The 16,562-nt window shown below is 35.8% G+C and carries 15 protein-coding genes; 13 read left to right on the top strand and 2 right to left on the bottom strand.

Translation table 11 applies throughout. From position 1 onward, the window contains the following. Positions 1-178: 178 nt before the first annotated feature. From GI584_RS18865 to GI584_RS18840, 6 genes are all read left to right on the top strand, one after another. On the top strand, positions 179-928 hold the full coding sequence (locus GI584_RS18865) for a sugar phosphate isomerase/epimerase family protein (protein WP_153792195.1): 750 nt from the start codon (positions 179-181) through the stop codon (positions 926-928). Positions 929-971: 43 nt separating this feature from the next. Next, positions 972-1,985, top strand: coding sequence for a Gfo/Idh/MocA family protein (locus GI584_RS18860; protein WP_228552274.1), 1,014 nt, complete (start codon positions 972-974; stop codon positions 1,983-1,985). A gap of 42 nt (positions 1,986-2,027) precedes the next feature. Further along, positions 2,028-3,398 (top strand): ABC transporter substrate-binding protein, encoded by a 1,371-nt coding sequence (locus GI584_RS18855; RefSeq protein ID WP_153792194.1) that lies wholly within the window; start codon positions 2,028-2,030, stop codon positions 3,396-3,398. Between the two features lie 66 nt (positions 3,399-3,464). Beyond that, positions 3,465-4,394, top strand: a complete 930-nt coding sequence (locus GI584_RS18850; protein ID WP_153792193.1) for a carbohydrate ABC transporter permease — start codon at positions 3,465-3,467, stop codon at positions 4,392-4,394. Positions 4,395-4,398: 4 nt separating this feature from the next. Next, positions 4,399-5,241, top strand: coding sequence for a carbohydrate ABC transporter permease (locus GI584_RS18845; RefSeq protein WP_153792192.1), 843 nt, complete (start codon positions 4,399-4,401; stop codon positions 5,239-5,241). 50 nt (positions 5,242-5,291) lie between these two features. Next, complete coding sequence (locus tag GI584_RS18840; protein ID WP_153792191.1) at positions 5,292-5,939, top strand: YesL family protein; 648 nt, start codon at positions 5,292-5,294, stop codon at positions 5,937-5,939. Positions 5,940-6,223: 284 nt separating this feature from the next. Here GI584_RS18840 and GI584_RS18835 read toward each other — a convergent pair whose 3' ends face one another. Then, positions 6,224-7,321, bottom strand: coding sequence for a GntR family transcriptional regulator (locus GI584_RS18835; RefSeq protein WP_194842045.1), 1,098 nt, complete (start codon positions 7,319-7,321; stop codon positions 6,224-6,226). Positions 7,322-7,806: 485 nt separating this feature from the next. Here GI584_RS18835 and GI584_RS18830 point away from each other — a divergent pair, with 485 nt between their 5' ends. From GI584_RS18830 to GI584_RS18820, 3 genes are all read left to right on the top strand, one after another. After that, positions 7,807-9,318 (top strand): extracellular solute-binding protein, encoded by a 1,512-nt coding sequence (locus tag GI584_RS18830; protein WP_153792189.1) that lies wholly within the window; start codon positions 7,807-7,809, stop codon positions 9,316-9,318. 150 nt (positions 9,319-9,468) lie between these two features. After that, positions 9,469-10,335, top strand: a complete 867-nt coding sequence (locus GI584_RS18825; protein WP_100359255.1) for an AraC family transcriptional regulator — start codon at positions 9,469-9,471, stop codon at positions 10,333-10,335. A gap of 60 nt (positions 10,336-10,395) precedes the next feature. After that, entirely contained in the window at positions 10,396-12,684 is a 2,289-nt protein-coding gene (locus GI584_RS18820) for an Ig-like domain-containing protein (protein WP_153792188.1), read from the top strand. A 261-nt stretch (positions 12,685-12,945) separates the two neighbouring features. On the opposite strand, the gene GI584_RS18815 is transcribed toward GI584_RS18820, so the two are convergent. After that, complete coding sequence (locus tag GI584_RS18815) at positions 12,946-13,491, bottom strand: helix-turn-helix domain-containing protein (protein WP_153793015.1); 546 nt, start codon at positions 13,489-13,491, stop codon at positions 12,946-12,948. A gap of 351 nt (positions 13,492-13,842) precedes the next feature. On the opposite strand from GI584_RS18815, the gene GI584_RS18810 reads away from it, so the two are divergent. The 4 genes from GI584_RS18810 (at position 13,843) to GI584_RS18795 (ending at position 16,409) form a co-directional block, all read left to right on the top strand. Continuing rightward, a complete protein-coding gene (locus GI584_RS18810; protein ID WP_100359260.1) occupies positions 13,843-14,226 on the top strand; it encodes a DoxX family protein in 384 nt (127 codons plus the stop codon). Positions 14,227-14,444: 218 nt separating this feature from the next. Continuing rightward, positions 14,445-14,942 carry an AAA family ATPase gene (locus GI584_RS18805; protein ID WP_153792187.1) on the top strand — a complete coding sequence of 166 codons (498 nt, stop codon included), beginning with the start codon at positions 14,445-14,447 and terminating at the stop codon, positions 14,940-14,942. 585 nt (positions 14,943-15,527) lie between these two features. After that, positions 15,528-15,752 carry a hypothetical protein gene (locus GI584_RS18800; protein WP_153792186.1) on the top strand — a complete coding sequence of 75 codons (225 nt, stop codon included), beginning with the start codon at positions 15,528-15,530 and terminating at the stop codon, positions 15,750-15,752. Positions 15,753-15,842: 90 nt separating this feature from the next. Next, positions 15,843-16,409 (top strand): MOSC domain-containing protein, encoded by a 567-nt coding sequence (locus tag GI584_RS18795; protein WP_153792185.1) that lies wholly within the window; start codon positions 15,843-15,845, stop codon positions 16,407-16,409. Positions 16,410-16,562 lie beyond the last annotated feature (153 nt).

Here is a 16,562-nt window from a genome sequence, read left to right as displayed (position 1 = left end):
TATGAATTCTTACTTAAATCTTATTTATGTAATATTATTAAATAAAGTTTAATATTATTAAAAAAAAGGGTTGTTAATTCAACATAGTTGAATTATAATTAACCCGAGATTTGAGAAAGGAGGTTGAAGTAAAAAATAGAAATGTTTACGCTTACAATATGTGAGGTGGTAAAAATTTATGAAGCTAGCTTTCTCAAGACCAACTAGCAGTAATGAAGAAATGAACGTATTATTTCATCATTATTTAGAAGTAGGATACAAAGGATTACAATTGAAAGCTTCCCAGTATATGCCGTATGTTCAAGATCCTAATCTGTTCTTGGAAAAATGGGGCGAAAAAAACGGGATTGCATCCGCATTAATTTTTGGAGGAGATTTGAGGAAGAATAATTTAGAAAAGTTTAAACAAGTATTGAAGTTTGCTAATACGGTTGGAACAGAAAGTATCGTATTTTGCCATGGTCTTCCAAGACAGCATTCCTCTGATAGTAAACTTAGAGATTATGCGAAAGAGTTGAATGATCTAGGCTTAGAGGCGAAAGAAAATTATGGTGTTCAACTATCTCTACATCATCATTATAATCAACCGGTCATGTATAGAAAAGATTTTGATATATTCTTTGAGCAAGTGACGAATAACGCAGTTACCTTAACCGTTGACACAGCACACCTTTATAAATCTGGTATTGAGGATATGGCAGAAATTATTTATAGTTTCCATGATCGTATTGACAATTTCCATATGAAAGACTTTGCGAGAGGAGATTGGCAAGTATTAGGCCAAGGTGACATTAATTTTGATCCCATTTTTCAAGCTATAAAAGAGATTGGTTATGATGGGTGGATATCGGCGGATGAAGAAAGTGGTGGAGAGATTATTGACGGTATGCAAGCATGTTTAGAGTACATGGTGAAAAATTTAAAATAGTACAATGAAGAACAAATTATGAGAAAAAGGATGGCGATTTGTTTTGTCACAAAAACAATTTCGAGTAGGGATGGTAGGAGCAGGTAATGTGTCGAAGATGCATCTTGAAGGGATGCGGAAAAATAAGGATAGAGTAGTTGTAACAGCAATCTGTGATCCAAACGTTGAGGTACTAGAAGAACGAGCAAATACCTATGCGATCGAGCAAAGATATACGGATTTAGATGATTTTATTTCTAATAGTAATATCGATGTAGTCGTTGTTTGTACACCTTCCACCCTAAGAAAGGAAATCTTATTTCCATTGATTGAGGCCCGCATTCCTATTTTTTGCGAAAAGCCTTTTTGTGAAACACTTGCTGAGGCGAAAGAAATAACCGAAAAAGCGAAAAAATATAGTGTTCCGATAAGTATTAACCAAAATTTTCGTAAGCATTTCTCCTTTGATTTTGTAAAAAAGTTAATCAATGGGGATGAAATTGGAAATGTTTCATCTGTTCGGTTTCATGATTACTACTTCCGTCAAGATAAAGGGTGGAGGACACAATGTGAGCGAAATGCTTTATCCGTAATGGGGGTACATTGGTTAGATGGTTTCAGGTGGATTTTGGGGAGTGAAGCCAGAAGCTTATATTGTCAAACTTATTCTTCTCCTGCCATTGATTGTGTTGGAGATACAGATTCCAATGTGCAAATTCAATTTAACAATGGTGTTATCGTATCGTATGCTCAGAGTCTTTCCTCATCATATCGTACTACGGAATTAGTAGTGGTAGGCGAAAAAGGAACATTAGTATCTGGTTATAACACAGTCTCCCTATATCATAGCAGTTCTAGAGAGCCGGTGGAAACATGGGAGTTTCCGACAGGTGGTCAGGAATTAAAGCCTGATTCAGCTTTCGCAGGATTGAACCTTTTATTAGAATCAATAGAGCATCAAGAACCTGCTTCTAATAGTGTGGAGGATAACTTAAAAACAATTTCATTATTAGAAGGTTGTTATCAATCTGCTGAGGAAGGTAAAATAGTCTACTTTAATACTGAAGGAATTTTATAAGTTGTTCGTCATTTTGGAATAGTCTTTAGGAGGATTAACTATATGGTTAAATCGAGGATAAAGCTTTTTCTTAGTATGATAATGGCATTCTCTCTTTTATTAGTTGTTGCATGTAGTAATGAAAATACTGACAGTGATGCTGATAGTAATGGCTTAGAGGAAGGTGAAAGCAATACCGTAGAACCTGAAGAAGGTACAGAAGATGCTACTACTCTATCATTATGGACTTTTGTTGCATATCACCAGGATCATTTTGAGTATATGGTTGAAAGATGGAATGAAGAAAATCCAAATGAACAAATCAAATTAGAGATGACAAATTACCCTTTTGAAGAAATGCATAATAAACTATTGATTGCTCTACAATCAGGTGTAGGAGCTCCGGATTTTGCGAATATTGAAATAAAACAATGGTCTAAATTCTTGCAAGGATCTGAAGAAGATATATCCCTAGAACCATTAAATGACATGGTTGAACCAATCCTAGACAATGCGGTAGAAGCTAGATTCACAAATTATAGCAAGGATGGTAATTACTACGGTATACCAACTCAAGTTGCAGCGACTGTGATGTATTACAATAAAGAGATGATGAATGAAGCTGAAGTAGATCCAATGTCTATTGAAACGTGGGACGATTTTGTGGAAGCTGGATTAAAAGTAAAAGATGCTACTGGAAAGCCAATGACAACAGTAGAATCAGCAGATACTTGGACTTTTTGGCCAATTATTTCACAACGAGGCTCGGACTTAATTGATGAAGCTGGTAATGTAATTGTTGATAACGAGATTAATACCGAAACATTACAATTTTTGTCGGATATGGTTCATGAACACGAAATTGCTATACCAGCACCTGGAGGTAACCATAGTGCAGAAGAATTCTTTGGATTCTTTAGTGATGGTGGAGCGGCTTCTGTTATGATGCCGGCATGGTATATGAGTCGATTTAGAGACTACATGCCTGATATGGCTGGAAACATTGAGATCGCCCCTATGCCTGCTTGGGAAAAAGGTGGAGCAAGATCAGCAGGGATGGGTGGAACAGGTACCGCATTGACTAATCAATCCGAACACAAGGATTTAGCTAAGAGATTTCTAGAGTATGCTAAATTGTCTGAAGAAGGAAGCATTGCATTATGGACGATACTTGGATCCGAGCCTCCAAGGTGGGATGTTTGGGATAAACCTGAAATGAGTGAGGATAACGAGTTTACGGAACTTTTTGGCAACGATATCTTTGAAAAGTTGTCTACCATTCGTGATGATATTAATCCTATAAACATAACCGATGATTCCTCAAGAGCGATAGATTTAGTAAGTAATCAATTACTATATAATGTTATTAGAGAAGGGCAAGATGTAGAAGAAGGCATCAAAAAAGTTGCAGATGAAATTAGAGATTCCCAGTAAAATAGGATATAGAAAAGGGCTCATATTTCCTGAGCCCTTATACTTAAGAGTTAAAGAGGTGATAGCTTGAAAACGTTAACGAAGGAGCTTCCGGCTACTAGCAGAAAACAAAAGCTTAAAAAGTTATTATTTTCACCTAAATTAGCACCTTACACATTTGTGCTTCCGTTTATATTAGCGTTTGTCATTTTTTTTGTCTACCCCATCATTAGTACAATCACCATGAGTTTTCAAAATATAAATATTGCTACAAGTGAATATGTTGGATTAGAAAATTACTCCAAATTAGATAATCCAAAGTTCTATGCTGCTTTATCAAACAGTGCAAGATTTACATTTTGGACCATTGTCATCTTGATTCCTTTTCCTTTGATTACAGCCGTATTCTTGAACTCTAAATTAACCTATTTAAAGAATTTATTTAAGTCTGCTTTATTTTTACCTGCGCTAACATCTGTAGTTGTAGGTGGAATTATTTTCAGAATCATTTTCTCTGATATGGAAGAGGGCTTTTTAAATTCATTAATTATGTCCATTGGAATTCCTGCACAAGAATGGAAAATGCAATCCAATACAGCTATGTTACTTATGGTTCTTTTAGCATCATGGCGTTGGATGGGAGTTAATATTCTCTATTTTTTGGCAGGGTTGCAAAGTATTCCAAAGGAAATATATGAGTCTGCGGAAATAGATGGTGCTAATGCCTTTCAAAAATTCATAAAAATCACGCTACCATTTTTAAAGCCTGTATCTATCTATGTTTTAACTGTTACCATTTATAGTGGTTTTTCAATGTTTACGGAGAGTTACGTTTTTTGGAGAAATGGATCACCGAATGACATTGGTTTAACTATTGTTGGTTATCTTTTTGACGAAGGGTTTTCTTATGGAAACTTAGGTATGGGATCAGCTATAGGTATGACATTATTAGCTATTGTTTTAATAGTGAATCTAATCCAATTGAAATTTTTCGGGTTATTTAGAAAGGAGGATTAGTAAAATGAAAAATAAAAATAGAATAAGTTCCCTGTTTATATTCACCTATTTTATTATTGTTTGTGGAATAGCATTGTTTCCTTTTTTTGCCATAATCATGGCAGGGTTTAAACCAACTGCAGATTTAATGCGTTATGGAGTAGATTTGAGTATCAAATTGGATCAATTCACATTAGACAATTTTAAAACATTATTTTCCACGAGAACAGGTGAAGTATATTTCCATTGGTATAAAAACAGTCTAATTATTTCCTTCTTTTATACCTGTTTTTCATTATTATTTTCTTCTTTAGTAGGATATGGTTTTGGTGTATATGATTTTAAGGGTAAAAATTCTCTATTTGTTTTAGTTTTAATTGTTATGATGCTGCCTGTTGAAATACTGATCTTACCGTTATATAAGATGATCATCAGTGTGGGTCTGATAGATACCTTCACAGGAGTGATAGCACCATTTGCAGTAGCCCCAATTGCTATCTTTTTCTTTAGACAGTTTGCTGCAGGGTTACCGCGTGAATTAATGGACGCTGGGAGGATTGACGGATGTTCGGAATATGGTTTGTATTTCAGGATTATGATGCCATTAATGCTTCCAGCGTTTGGAGCAATGGCTATCTTACAAGGTATGAGAAGTTGGAACGATTTATTATGGCCATTAATCGTTTTACGAACAGACCTAAACTTCACCTTGCCAATTGGTTTAACAGCTCTGATTAGCCCGTATGAAGATAATCTGGATGTTTTAATTTCGGGTTCTATTATGACCATAGTTCCTATGATTCTTTTGTTTTTATTTTTTCAACGTTATTTTGTAGCTGGTTTAACAGCAGGTGGAATAAAAGGGTAATATTGTAAACCAATGCCTAGCTCTCCACCAAGAGCTAGGTGATAAACACCATGTTAATTATAATGCGAAAATGGGGAGTTATGATGGAAAGAATGATTCAAGTAATTTATTCCGTGTTTATCTGGATGGTTCGATTATCATTTTTAAATATTTTATGGATCCTATTTACTATGCTTGGATTCATTATTTTTGGTATAGGTCCAGCAACAACTTCGGTATTTGCAGTAGTTCGAAAATGGATAATGAGTAGTGATGATGTACCTATTTTTAGGACATTTTGGAAATCCTATCGCTCTGAATTTAAACATTCAAATATAATAAGTTTATTATTGACGTTTATTGGTGTTTTGTTGTATATTCATTATTTCTATTTAACAAGAGTAGATGGATTAATACTAAATATAATGATGTTTGGCTTCTTGAGTATGCTCATTATATATTTATTGGTATTAGTATTCATTTTTCCAGTAATAGCTCATTTTCATTTAAAGCTTATTCAATATATTAAATATGCCGTCATATTAAGTTTTTCATTTCCTCACATTTCTTTTTTTATGTTTGTTGCCATAATAGCTCATTACTTAATAATTGTAATGTTCCCAGCATATTTACCTTTCTTTTCAGTTAGTACACTTAGTTTCTCTATAATGTGGCTTGCCAAACAGGCATTTTCGAAAATTAATAGTAGCTCCATATAAAATAGAAATAGATTATTTTCCGTAAAAATGGCATAAAATCAGAACAAAAAGCCGAGGTTTTTGTTTGTTATTTTTTATATTTGATCCAAATAGTTCATTTCCTGTTTAATCCTTAACTTTTTTATGTTATAAAAATCCTGAGTTCGGCGGTTGATTATACCAACGTTTTCATATGATTTATAAGCTCTATATTGGATCATATATTACATTTTTCCTCTGTTAGTTCCGTTTGAGATAAGGGGTGTTGAAAGAAGGACATATTAATGCCCCTCCTCCTGTTTAGATCAGCTTACAGGGCGAGTAGTCTTTCCTTCAACAAGCGTAGCACTTATTTCATCCTTTATGATGTGAGGATCTCCATTGTACATATCCATGAGTCGCTTGATTGTTTTCTTACCTAATTCTTTTTCATTTTGTTTTAAATGTGTAAAGTTTAATTCTAGGTCATTTTGAGGTGGGCTATCAAAGCAAATGATAGATATATCTTCTGGAACCTTCATATTTAATTCTTCAATGGCTTTTTTGGCTAATAACGCAATATTATATTCTAAGGCAAAAATAGCGGTTATTTCTGGATGTTTTTGAATATGCTTTTTAATACTTTCGATGTCTTCTTCTTTAGAAGCTAGCGGATATGGCAAAGTACTGTGAATGTCAGCGTGCCATAGACTTTTATCTACCTTCACATTTTTTTCTGCATATGCATGGACAATCCCAGCAATGCGGTCTTCAATAGTTGTTGTTTCATAGTTAGATGGCATAAGAACGGCAATATGTTTATGCCCGATATCAAATAAATAGTTGACACCTGTTTGTGCAGCTTCTTGATTGTCAGTAGAAACTGAGGTTACGCCGATTCCTTTTATCGATCTGTCGATTAAAACAACCGGAAATTTATTCACCACCATTTTTAATATTTCTGAACTATAATGCTTGGAATGTGCAGGAGCTACAATCATTCCGTCTACTCCTAATTCCATTAGATCTTGCATCATTTGTTCTTCTTTATCTGGTAGTCCTAAAGATATTTTTAATAGGAGGAAAAATCCTTCATCGGTATCTTCGGTTAATGCTGTTACCAAATCATTTCCGAAACTTGCATCTAGTGATGTCATAATTAATCCGAATAAGGGCTTTTTTGCTTCGGATGGCTGCTGTTTTTGACTATTAGCGAAATCTGCAACGAAAGTTCCTCTTCCTCGTTGTCGGTATACATATCCTTCGTTCATTAGTTTTTCAAGTGCTTTTTTACTGGTAATTCTACTGACCTCGAATTTTTCAGCTAATTCCTTTTCTGATGGAATACGATCTCCCACTTGGAATTTGCCATTTGTGATATCAGTTTTTATGTATTGATAAACTTGTTGATACAGTGCTTCCATTTTATGCATACTCCTTCTTTAAGACCTTGGTTAATATGATTATATATATCAATCATATCAAAAAGGTCTTGAAAAACAATCTAATTAACTTTTTAGTTCAATGATGAATGCTTTGATTTCATATGGATGAATAGTGAATGGTAGAGATTCCATTGGCTGTTTTTTAATATTGGTTCATTACAATCTTAAATGATATATTAGTATGTTATTGTACGTAATGGTTATCTGAAAGCATTTCCATGTATATCATATTTTCATAAATTAAGATGAAAATTAAAGAAGGTATTCAAAAATGTAAGCAAAATACGATGAAAGTATAAAATTATGTAACCTCTTAACTAGTAAAATAAAAACAATAACATCGTTAAAAGGAGCGAGAGTACTGTAAAGAAATATGGGAAGGGGGAGATCTGGAGTCTAAAGATTTAGATCAAGCCTTAAGTGTTCCTCAGTATTAATTCCAAAATAAGAAAGGATAATGGAATATGAGAAAATTAATCATGCCTTTGTTGGTATCTTTCATCTTTTTATTTATTATTGCGTGTAGTGATGACAGTACTTCAAACGAGGAACAAAATAATACTGATGGTGATGATTCAAATCAAACAGAGGAAAAAAGCCATTCCGAAGATCCATTTGAATTATCTGTCATGTTAAATCTCCATACACCAGAAGTGCCTCAAGATAAATTAGAGAAATTACTAGAAGAAAAAACGAATACAGAGCTTGAAATTCAGTGGATTCCAGACAGTAATTATGAAGAGCGAGTCAATACTGCTTTTTCCACCAATTCGTTACCTCACGCTTTTTTAGTCAAAACAGAACAATTCACGCAATTTAAAGATGCGATTAGAGATGGACAGTTTTGGGAGATTGGTCCATACCTAGAGGAGTTTGAAAATCTAAGTAAGCTTCGTGAAAGCACATTGGAAAACTCCAAAGTGGATGATAAATTATACTCATTATATATGGGGCGTCCATTGTCACGTTCAGGACTGATCTACAGAAAGGATTGGGCGGACAACTTAGGACTCGACACACCGACTACTACGGATGAATTTTATGACATGTTACGAGCTTTTACAGAAGATGATCCGGATGGCAATGGAGAAGATGATACAATCGGTCTAACGGATAGAGGCAATTTGGGAGCGTTTGTTACGGTATCCAGCTGGCTGGGCGGACCAAATAGATGGGGTCAACAAGATGGTGAACTGTTACCTGAGTTTATGTTCCCAGAGTATAAAGAAACCATGGAATTCTTTAGAGAACTCCATAGCAATGGATATATGAACAAAGATGCACCGGTAACCAGTAAGACAGACCAACAGGACATGATGAAAAATGGAACAGCAGGTGCTTATATCGGATCTATGCAAGACGTGCATGGCATTTATCAGGATGCACAAGTAATCAATCCAGATGTAGAATTTGATGTGCACAATTATATAGAAGGATCGAACGGAGAGTTTGGAGTCCGTGCTATCCCGGGATATGGCAGTCTTATTCTTTTTCCTAAATCCGCCATTGAATCAGAGGATGAATTGAAAAGTGTACTTCAATTCTTTGATTATTTAATGTCTGAAGAAGGTGCTAATTTACTAATTTGGGGACAAGAAGGAGAACATTATGAAGTAGTTGATGACCGCGCAAAAATAATGGATCAGAACAAATTTGATAGCGAAATTAAACCATATACGCCATTTGAAATTGGAGAGCCACTTACCAATGGCAGGTACGAATCTTATTTCGACTATGAACCAGCTGCTAAAGCAAATGAATTATACAAAGATAATGATAATTATGTTGTCAATGATCTCACGATAGGATTGGACTCTGAAACGTATAATCAAAATGCTGGTTCATTAGATCAAATTATCGAAGACGCTACTTACCAATATATCTTAGGTGAAATGGATGAAACAGGATTTGATGAAGCAATTGAAAAGTGGAAAGAGGCCGGTGGAAATGACGTGATTAAGGAATATAATGAGTAAGATCACGAATTTAATGTCCCGCTATTAAGGTAAGCGGGACATTTTTCTTTATCTAATACAACCTTAGACATAGGTATTCTTGCACTTTCTATATGAGTGGGAATTCGGTATGCTAAAATTACTTTCTGGAAAATTAAAGGAGGGGTAGTTTTGGCAGAGAAGGTAAATGTGTCTTTACGAAATCGATCTTTTTACATCGATTATTCCCGTGGGTATGAGAATAGTCGCGATATGCAGCATTATCATCTTCATCAGGATTATGAGATTTTCTATTTGCTTGAAGGGGAGAAAGTTTTCTTGATAGATGGTAAGAAATTTGTAGCAACAAAAGATACTATTATGCTGATTGATAAAAATATCCTACATAAAACCATCGTTAATGATCATAAATATCAGCGAATCGTCCTGAACTTCCGAGATTGTTTCCTCTTAGAAGACGACCAAATCCTTCTTTCTACTTTATTTAAAAGAGGCCCACTTATGCTCTCAGTTAAGAACCCAACTACATGTCAAAAGATATTAGAAAAAATGCTAGAAGAATATTTCCTCGATAACCCTAGTAGTGATCGTTATTTACAGCTACTTCTTTCCCAACTACTTATCGAATGTGAACGACTGATTCACAGTCAAACGTCCACGTTGGAACATTCAAAAGCTACTTGTAATCAACATGAATTAATAGATGGGATGATTACGTATATAAATGAACGTTTCCATCAAGACATCACCTTGTCCATTCTTGCTAATAAATTTTATCTCCATGAGCAATCGATAAGTAAATTATTCAAGCAATCTATTGGATGCAGCTTTACAGAATACTTAAATGCCGTGCGTATTACAGAAGCGAAAAGGCTACTAACGGAAACAACGCTGAAAATCAATCAAATTACTAAGAAGGTTGGTTATACCAATCATGTCCACTTTTGGAGAATCTTTAAGAAATTCACCAGTATGTCACCTAACGACTATCGAGGACAAGAAACAGATAAATGTAAGCGTTTAATTGATAAGGTATAAAAAAATGTAATCTAGCGATTGATAAAATAAAACTAATAAATGATGGAGGTGAATACTGAAATGAAAAAGTTGAAGAAAAGAAGGCAAATGTGTGTGATTGCAATCATCATGATCTTACTGGTTCCATTGATGGAAGTTGATATTGTACAAGCAGAAGAAGCTGAGGACGAGAAGGTACTTGCTTTCCCTGGAGCGGAAGGTGGAGGAAAATATACTTCAGGTGGAAGAGGTTATGATGTGTATGAAGTAACAACAACAGAAGACTATGACGCAGATGAAGAACCAATCGAAGGATCACTGCGAGACGCGGTAAGTGAAGATAATCGAACCATAGTTTTTCGTGTTTCCGGTACGATTCATTTGGAACAGCCACTACGAATTAACAGGAAAAACCTTACGATTGCAGGTCAGACAGCACCAGGTGACGGCATTACCGTAGCAGGATATGGTACAGATATAAGTAACTCTGAAAATCTTATTATCAGATATATGAGATTCCGTCCGGGAAGTGCCAATATTCACACAGAGTTTGATGCGTTTGGTGGAAGAGATATAAAAGACGCTATCATTGACCATGTTTCCGCAAGCTGGGGTATCGATGAAGCTTTTTCATTATACCGAAATGAAAATACAACGGTACAATGGAGTATAATTAGTGAAAGTCTATTAATCTCGGGTCATTCGAAAGGTAGACATGGCTATGGTGGCATCTGGGGTGGACACAATGCGACCTTCAGTAATAATCTAATCGCCACCCATATCAGCCGTACGCCTGCACTTGGCAATGGCGGCAATACGATTCATCCGGTAGCCAATGATGAGTTGGTTAATAACGTCATTTATAATTGGGGATTTAACTCCATGTATGGCGGGGAAAATCAACGAAATAACATTATCAATAATTATTACAAGCCGGGTCCTGCAACTTATGACAATGTCAGCCAACGAATTATCAGTCCTGGCCGTGATGGCGAACCAGGCTGGTTTTATATTGATGGTAATGTGATGCATGATAATGAAGCGGTAACGGCTGATAATTATTTAGGAGTAGAAGATATAAAACAGGATGTCACGTTTGGAGATGAACCTTATCTAGTTGCCTATCAGGATGAGTTAAATATTAAACCTGCTGAAGAAGCATATGATCTTGTCTTAAAAAGAGCGGGTGCAACTTTACCGAAACGTGACCCCGTAGACGCGCGGATTGTTAACGATGTCGAGAATGGTACAGGTCGTATCATTAATAATGAGTGGGAGGTTGGCGGTTTCCCGGAAATGAAATCAGAGGAGGCGCCACAAGATTCCGATCATGACGGAATGCCTGATGCATGGGAAATCGAAAATGGACTTGATCCTGAGAATCCTGAGGATGGCAAAGAAATCACTGATTCTGGATATTCTAATTTAGAATTATACCTACATTCATTAGTAGATATGGAACATGAGCCAGCAAATCCTGAGATAGAGTTAGCATCTCCAACAGTGCACAGTGTACATCAGACAGGTAAGAATATTACATTTAATGTAAATTTGGCGAACAAAGAAAATATTGAAAAAGTGGAGTATTATCAAAATGATGAAAAAATTGGCGAAGCTTCAGGGCAGTCCTTCTCCTTCACATGGAAGGATGCACCAGCAGGGACCTGGTATGTTTCAGCTAAAGCGATTGATAGAGATGGTAATGCTACCCAGACTACTTCAGCTCCGGTTTATGTAAATACAAAGAATCAATCCGTTGACTGGAAATCGAAAGACATCGGAGGAGTTGCGGTAAAAGGTAATGCTAGTCTAGAAGATGATACTTTAACAGTAAAGGGTACTGGCCGTATTATGGGAGATAAAGATGAATTCCAATTTGCTTATCAGACATTGGAAGGTGATGGGTCTTTAACCGCGAAAGTTGCAGATATAACCAAATTAAATAATAATGCGATATCCGGACTAATGGTAAGAGATCAACTGGCACCTGATGCTAAAACAGCGATGATTAGTACTTCAGTCGTTAAAGCTGACCGTCAGGATACCTTATATGCGATACATTTTTCATCAAGAGAGGAGAAAGGAGCAGACATTATTGCACCGGGTGAACATGACAGACCGGAAGAGAATGGAGTACCTTCTCTTTTAAATACGGAGATACCATATTGGCTAAAAGTTGAACGAGAAGGCAATCAAATTACAGGCTATGCATCTGAAGATGGAGAAAGTTGGGTTGAAGTTGGTCAGCAAGAAATCAACATGTCCGACAAAATCTATATCGGATTCGCAGTAGATGGCTCGCAAAACCCTAACCAGTTGATACACTACACCACTGCGACCTTTACCGACATCGAACTAGAAAACGAGTAATAGGGAAAGAGTCCCTTATAAAAACCACACCACTCACATTTTGAGATGGTGTGGTTTTTGGGTTTGAAGATAATCATATTTACTGAGATATAGTAAAAATGCAAATTTGCTACCTTCTAGTTGTTTGTAATATAGTTTAATCGTTTTGAAAAAATTAAACCGCTTGAGATGAGGGAAATCTGTAATAAAAAAAGATAGGCAAAGCAAACCTGCCATTTGCTAACCTATCCATCTTTTGTACTTATATCTCGCCATAATGCCTTATAGCAAATCATCTAATTTGGTATCAGAATAAATGGCGATTAGGATTACTGATTTGGTATCTCCAATATTTTTTACAGTATGTGGAACACTAGCATTCCAGCTAAAGGAATCGCCTTCTTCTGCAATGATAGAGTCTTCTCCTTGTTCAGCTAGAATTTTTCCTTCTAGCACTAAGTGGCATTCTTCCCCTTCGTGTGCATGGGGTTCATCTTCTCCGATTGCGATACCGGGTGGCGACTCAACGATTCTCATTTGTAATGGGCCTTTTGAGGTTAGATGCTCAATTTTTAAATCTTTATACGAGGAGGTTCTTCTTTCATCTTTTCGAACGACACGCATGTGCTGTTTTTTTTCTAATAATAAATAAGGTAAAGGCACCTTCAGAAACTCCGCAATTGTATTCAATGTATTGATTGAAGGTGATGTATTATTGTTTTCGACATTACTTATGAATCCTTTGGAAAGCCCTGTACCTTCACACATTTTCGCAATGGTAATTTTTTTTCTATTTCTTATCGCGCGAATTTTAGTTCCTATATCCAGCTTCATCACCCCTCCTGTGTGTTTTCTGTTATGAAACATATGTATATATTAGCAAAAAAAACATTGACAGTCCACAAGTTATATTGTTATCTTATATATAAACAATTATTCTTATTCGAAAACAAAATGATGTTTCTTCTAATTTTTTTACATTTTGTTCCCTAATATGAATTATTTTTTTAGAGACAAAAAACGTTTGCTTTATCTGTTACGGGTTTAAACCTGACCGTAAGTAACGATACGATATAAGGTTAAGTTAAATTTTTAAAGGGAAGTAGTTATAATGAATAAGCTATAGACTAGTTATTCGTTTTGTTGAAAATAAAATTATTGAAATAGGAGGAATAAAAAATGACAAACAAAGAAGGCATTGGTGCATTGTTATTACGAGTTGTTTTAGGAATTATTTTTATAGGACATGGTACTGATAAATTTCAAGGTGGCATTGCTAATACTGCTGGATGGTTCGATAGTATTGGATTGCCCGGATTTTTGGCTTATATAGTAGCAGGTCTTGAAGTGGTTGGTGGGATCGCATTAATACTCGGACTGGCAACGCGTATCGTAGGAGGACTATTCGTCTTATTGTTACTGGGTGCAATTATTAAAGTTCAATTTGCCGCAGGTTTCATTGGAGGTTACGCGTACGATCTTGCATTACTAGTAATCTCTGCATATTTATTACTGAATGGAAGTAAGTTATATTCTTTAGATAAATACTTTATCAAAAGCTAATACTAACTAAAAAGGGGACAGACTTAGGGAGGACAATCATGAACTAGCTGTTGAAGATCTTTTCGGGAACAATATAAAAATATTATTAAACGAGGTGATCATCGGTTGGTCACCTTTTTCTTTTGACAAAATCCAATAATATTATTGGAATATCATGTTAGAATTGAGTGTAGAGATATTGAAAGGGCAGTTAAGCGACAGAAATGGAGGGTCTAGCTATGGGCATTTGGAATTATCTGATTGAAGGCGTTTCGGGCACCGGCAAAACTTCGGTCTGCAAAGAATTGCAGCGGCGTGGCTACCATGCCATTAATGGTGACCGTGAATTGGCTTATCAAGGCGATCCGGAAACGGGTACACGGACGGATGGCGTCACGCACGAGCACCACATTTGGCATGTAGATAAAGTAAAAGCTTTGGTCGCCAACCAGGATGAGGCGGTAACATTTTTCTGCGGTGGTTCTAGGAACTTTTCGAAATTCATAGATCTATTTGACGGCGTGTTTGTCCTCGAGGTCGACCTTGACACATTGAACCGGCGGCTTGACGAGCGACCGGAAAATGAGTGGGGCGGAAAGAAAACGGAACGGGAACTCATTGCGCGATTGCACCGAACAAAAGAAGACATTCCGAAAAACGGAATTATAATCGACGCCACCGCACCGATCGAGCACGTCGTTGACGAGATCATCCGTCAAAAATGGTTCAGAAGATAATCAATACCATCAAAAATACGGTTTGGAACCAAGCATATAATCTCAAATCTATGTGTAACTAGAAACTTATAATTTATAACATATCTTTAGATGGAACGCGGAGTGCTAGGAAACTAGCACGCTCCGTGGAGTAATAGTTTACATTGGAGGTGAATTAATTGGAAGAAATAAGTTTTTTCTCTTTTGCTCCAATTATTGCTGCTCTATTGACAGTTATCCTTGCGATTGTTTTTTTAAAAAAAGATGCCATTTTTCATGACTTAAAATTAAAATAAAATGTTGGAATATTATGTTAAAATAATGAAAGAAGATATTGTGCTAAATCGCAATTCGTTTTCCAAAACAATTAAATGATATTCCAAAATCAATTATTCGATATATCGCACAGCAATTACGACTACCAGAAGAATTGACAGCAGTATTTTTGGGAAGGTAGAACTATTAAGAATCACCGGGCTGAAATTCGAGCTTTTTTCGGTTTTCGATCAAACACTAACGATGATGTAAAAGAAATTCACGAATGGCTAAAATACAAAGTCCTTGATCATTTATTAGATAAAGAATCATTAAAAGCAGAAGTCCGCAATGAATACCGTAAGAAAAATTGAACTGACGACAGAAAATCAGATTGAAGATATCGTAGAATCAGCAGTCTACTCCTTTGAACAGGAATTTTATAAAAATACCTATCAAAAACTCTCTCCTACCTCGATTTTCCGTATGGATGCTCTGATGGAATCGTGGGTTGATATGGAGAACGAAGAGACTGGAGACGAAAACGAAGATAAAAACAAAATCACATTTCGTTAAAATGTTGGCTGTACCCCAAGAAAGAATAATTTAACCTTTATTGAATATGAACAAACAGGGAGTTAAAAAACGGAAGGACGTGAGGATTTAATGTTTGATGTAAAAAAAGAGAGTTCAATTTTAGGAACTGTCATAGCAGTTAGTTTAAATAAGGAGCATACGTTTAGTAAAGAAAATCAAGAGTTTATAAAATTGGTAAAGGGTTTAGGGGTCGAAGGCGATGCACACTTTGGTTCAACGGTTAAGCATCGGTCGAGAGTGGCACAAAATCCAAACCAGCCTAACTTAAGACAAGTGCATTTAATTCAAAATGAGTTATTCGAAGAGTTAGCAGAGCGTTTTAATATTAATCCTGGACAGTTGGGTGAAAATATTACAACTGTCGGAATAAATCTTCTTGAACTACCAACTGATACGATATTAACTATAGGTGAGTCTGCAATTATTAAAGTAACAGGCTTAAGAAATCCTTGTGCTCAAATTGATAATTTTCAACCAGGTCTTTTAAAGGCTGTTTTGGATAAGGATTCAGAAGGAAATCTAATAAGAAAAGCAGGAATAATGGGAGTTATATTGCAGAGTGGAGAAGTGAAACCAGGTGATACCATCAGTGTTGAATTACCTCACAGACCATTTAAAAAGCTTGAGCGTGTTTAATACTAGTTGGTGCGTATATGCACCTTGTGAAATAAAGCTTGTTTGTGAAAAAACGCACTCAAACTATATGGTGCGATTGTTTAAGAGAGTAATCGCTTCCTGTACTAAATGGCAGAATACTTGAATAAACATTTTAATTTTTTCCTTGCTATA

Origin of the sequence: Gracilibacillus salitolerans (assembly GCF_009650095.1) — a bacterium.
Taxonomy (GTDB): Bacteria; Bacillota; Bacilli; order Bacillales; family Amphibacillaceae; genus Gracilibacillus; species Gracilibacillus salitolerans.
Note: the sequence above shows the minus strand (reverse complement) of the source record. Positions and strands in the feature narration are given on the sequence as shown.

Excerpts from the sequence above, each read along its gene's own strand:
- GI584_RS18865 (WP_153792195.1), top strand. The coding sequence starts at position 179 with ATGAAGCTAGCTTTCTCAAGACCAACTAGCAGTAATGAAGAAATGAAC.
- GI584_RS18855 (WP_153792194.1), top strand. The coding sequence starts at position 2,028 with ATGGTTAAATCGAGGATAAAGCTTTTTCTTAGTATGATAATGGCATTC.
- GI584_RS18845 (WP_153792192.1), top strand. The coding sequence starts at position 4,399 with ATGAAAAATAAAAATAGAATAAGTTCCCTGTTTATATTCACCTATTTT.
- GI584_RS18840 (WP_153792191.1), top strand. The coding sequence starts at position 5,292 with ATGTTAATTATAATGCGAAAATGGGGAGTTATGATGGAAAGAATGATT.
- GI584_RS18835 (WP_194842045.1), bottom strand. The coding sequence starts at position 7,321 with ATGGAAGCACTGTATCAACAAGTTTATCAATACATAAAAACTGATATC.
- GI584_RS18830 (WP_153792189.1), top strand. The coding sequence starts at position 7,807 with ATGAGAAAATTAATCATGCCTTTGTTGGTATCTTTCATCTTTTTATTT.
- GI584_RS18820 (WP_153792188.1), top strand. The coding sequence starts at position 10,396 with ATGAAAAAGTTGAAGAAAAGAAGGCAAATGTGTGTGATTGCAATCATC.
- GI584_RS18810 (WP_100359260.1), top strand. The coding sequence starts at position 13,843 with ATGACAAACAAAGAAGGCATTGGTGCATTGTTATTACGAGTTGTTTTA.
- GI584_RS18805 (WP_153792187.1), top strand. The coding sequence starts at position 14,445 with ATGGGCATTTGGAATTATCTGATTGAAGGCGTTTCGGGCACCGGCAAA.
- GI584_RS18800 (WP_153792186.1), top strand. The coding sequence starts at position 15,528 with ATGAATACCGTAAGAAAAATTGAACTGACGACAGAAAATCAGATTGAA.
- GI584_RS18795 (WP_153792185.1), top strand. The coding sequence starts at position 15,843 with ATGTTTGATGTAAAAAAAGAGAGTTCAATTTTAGGAACTGTCATAGCA.